The organism is Nocardia sp. NPDC055029, assembly GCF_053608525.1.
On record NZ_JBSGVQ010000081.1, the window covers coordinates 1 to 3,262 of the forward strand.

A 3,262-nucleotide genomic window follows, 5' to 3' on the forward strand; every position below is an offset into this window, starting at 1 on the left:
GCTCCTTCGTCGCCTACGCAACGGCACCTGACCGACGGGACGGCCGCGAACCGCCGCTGACGCGGCGGCCCCTCCTCGAGGTCGGGGGTGCGGGGCTGGTGTTGTTGGCCGTCGGGCAATAATCAGCGCATGACTGATTGGCAGGCCTTCACCGTCGAGATCGCCGACCACGTTGCCCAGGTCACGCTGACCGGGCCGGGTAAGGGCAATGCGATGGGACCCGATTTCTGGCGCGAGCTGCCGGAGATCTTCCGCGAGCTCGACGCCGACCCGCAGGTGCGCGCGGTGGTGCTCACCGGCGCGGGCAAGCACTTCTCGTTCGGGCTCGACCTGGCGGCGATGGGCGGCATGCTCGCCCCCGTGCTGGCCGACGACGCGAAAGCCGCGCCGCGCACCGAGTTCCTCAAGGTCGTCCGCGGCATGCAGGACTCGGTGACCGCGGTCGCCGAGTGCACCAAGCCGGTGATCGCCGCGGTCTCGGGCTGGTGCATCGGTGGTGGCCTCGACCTGATCGCCGCCGCCGATATCCGCCTGGCCAGCGAGGACGCCCAGTTCAGCCTGCGTGAGGCGAAGGTGGCGATCGTCGCCGACATCGGTTCGCTGCAGCGCCTTCCCGGCATCATCGGCGAGGGCAACCTGCGCGAGCTGGCCTTCACCGCCAAGGACATCGACGCGGCCCGCGCCGAGCGGATGGGCCTGGTCAACGAGGTGTTCGCCGATCAGGAGGCCGTGGTCGCCGCCGCGCACGCGATGGCCCGCGAGATCGCCGACAACCCGCCGCTGGTGGTGCAGGGCATCAAGGACGTGCTCGAGCACCGGACCGCCCCGGCGGTAGCCGACGGTCTGCGCTACGTGTCGACGTGGAACGCGGCGTTCCTGCCGTCGAAGGACCTGACCGAGGCGATCACCGCGGTGTTCCAGAAGCGCGCTCCGGAGTTCAAGGGCGAGTAAAGGCAGTTCAAACGGTTGCCCCGGCGACCGTTCTGTCTACATACTTGCATCACACAACTAATTGATTGATGCAAGTAAAGGTGAATCCTAGTGACTGAGAACGAGCCCGCGATCGACTCGATCGCGCTCCAGCTCGTCCGGCTGCACCGCCTGCGCGACCGGTCGCTGGCCCAGATCAAGGACCGCTCCGGCATCGACCCGGCGGGCTTCGTCGTGCTGTTCCGGCTGGTCTGCGACGGGCCGATGCGCTCGGGCGCCCTCGCCGACGCGGTGCACTCGGACGCGTCGACGGTGAGCAGGCAGGTCGCGCAGCTGGTCGAGCGGGGACTGGTGGTGCGCGCCGCCGATCCCGACGACGGCCGCGCCACCGTCCTCCAGGTGACCGACTACGGCCGCGAGACCGCCGAGCGGATCAGGACCCGCCGCCGGGAGTCCGTCGCCATCGTCACCGAGAACTGGTCGGACGCCGACCGCGCGACCTTCGCCGCGCTGCTGGCGCGGTTCGTCGACGACTACGACGCGGCCCGCCCGACCCTGCTGTCCCGCTCGCCCGCACTGAGCACTACCGCGATGGAGAACGATTCGTGACGACAACCGCGGACCAGGTGGAATCACCCGCCGGTTTCACCCACCGCCAGATCCTGACCATCCTGTCCGGCCTCATGCTCGGCATGCTGCTGGCCTCGCTCGATCAGACGATCGTGTCGACCTCCATCCGCACCATCGCCGACGACCTGCACGGCTATTCGCTGCAGGCCTGGGCGACGACGGCCTACCTCATCACCGCCACGATCAGCACCCCGCTCTACGGCAAGCTCTCGGACATGTTCGGCCGCAAGCCGTTCTTCCTCACCGCGATCGGGCTGTTCATCATCGGCTCGCTGCTGTGCACGCTGGCCACCTCGATGTACCAGCTGGCGGCCTTCCGCGCGTTCCAGGGGCTGGGCGCGGGCGGGTTGATGTCGCTGGCGCTTGCCATCATGGGCGACATCATCGGCCCGCGGGAACGCGCCCGCTACCAGGGCTATTTCCTTGCCGTGTTCGGTATTTCGAGCGTGCTCGGGCCGGTGCTCGGCGGTCTGCTCGCCGGGCAGGACACCATTCTCGGCATCACCGGCTGGCGCTGGGTGTTCCTGGTGAACGTGCCGCTCGGCCTGCTCGCGCTGGTCGTGGTGACCAGGGTGCTGGACCTGCCGCGCAAGCCGCACGCCACCCATCGCATCGACTTCGCCGGCGCGCTCGTCCTCGCGGTCGGGTTGGTTCCGCTGCTGATCGTCGCCGAGCAGGGGCGTGAATGGGGGTGGAGCAGTACCGGATCGGTGCTCTGTTATGTCATCGGCGCGCTCGGCCTCGCCGGCTTCGTCGCGGTCGAGAAGTACATGGGCGACGCCGCGCTGATCCCGCTGCGCATCTTCTCGAACGGGACGTTCGCGCTCGGCGTGGTGATCTCGTTCGTCGTCGGCGCCGCGATGTTCGGCGGCATGCTGCTGCTGCCGCAGTACCTGCAGGTCGTGCGGGGCGCAGGCCCCACCGAGGCCGGTCTGCAGATGCTGCCGATGGTGCTCGGGCTGATGATCGGTTCGATCGTGTCGGGCCGGTTGATCTCGAAAACCGGCCGCTACCGGGTGTATCCGGTGATCGGCGCGGCCACGCTGACCCTCGGGCTTTTCCTGCTGCACCTGCTCGACGCCGACAGCCCGCTGTGGCTGGCGATGATCTTCATGGCGCTGACCGGCTTCGGCCTCGGCAACCTGATGCAGCCGCTGACGCTGGCGCTGCAGAACGCGCTGCCGCCCAAGGACATGGGCGTGTCGACCGCGTCGGCCACCTTCTTCCGGCAGATCGGCGGCACCCTCGGCGCCGCGGTCTTCCTGTCGATCCTGTTCTCGCTGCTCACCCCGAACATCACCGAGCAGCTGCAGCAGTCGGCCGCCGATCCCGCCTATCAGCAGGCCGTTGTCGCCGGTGCGCAGAGCGCGAACCCGGCCGACGCTGCCCTGGCCGAGGGGCTGCTGGCGCGCGACACGTCGGCCGCCGGTGCTGTCCTGCAGGACAGCTCGATCATCCAGCAGCTGGATCCGGTGCTGGCCAAGCCGTTCCAGGTCGGTTTCGCCGACTCGATGTCGACGGTGTTCCTGGTCGCCACCGCGGTGGCGCTGCTCGCGCTGCTCCTTGTGCTGTTCTGGAAGGAGGTTCCGCTGCGGATGCAGGGCGGAATCCAGGCGGCGGGCGATGCGAAGGCGGCGGAAGGGGCCTCCGTGCCCCCTGCCTGATCGGGTGCGCGGCAACGACAGTGGCGGCAGTGCGACGA

General features: G+C 69.0%; 3 protein-coding genes. All 3 read left to right on the forward strand.

The features are described 5' to 3' along the window. Window positions 1-129 precede the first annotated feature (129 nt). The 3 genes from ACWF9G_RS34210 to ACWF9G_RS34220 all read left to right on the forward strand — a co-directional run bounded on the left by ACWF9G_RS34210 (window position 130) and on the right by ACWF9G_RS34220 (window position 3,224). A complete protein-coding gene (locus ACWF9G_RS34210) occupies window positions 130-951 on the forward strand; it encodes a crotonase/enoyl-CoA hydratase family protein (protein ID WP_452506153.1) in 822 nt (273 codons plus the stop codon). Window positions 952-1,041: 90 nt separating this feature from the next. Further along, complete coding sequence (locus ACWF9G_RS34215) at window positions 1,042-1,539, forward strand: MarR family winged helix-turn-helix transcriptional regulator (protein ID WP_379309258.1); 498 nt, start codon at window positions 1,042-1,044, stop codon at window positions 1,537-1,539. After that, complete coding sequence (locus ACWF9G_RS34220; protein WP_379309257.1) at window positions 1,536-3,224, forward strand: MDR family MFS transporter; 1,689 nt, start codon at window positions 1,536-1,538, stop codon at window positions 3,222-3,224. Before ACWF9G_RS34215 ends, ACWF9G_RS34220 begins: the two co-directional genes overlap by 4 nt. Window positions 3,225-3,262 lie beyond the last annotated feature (38 nt).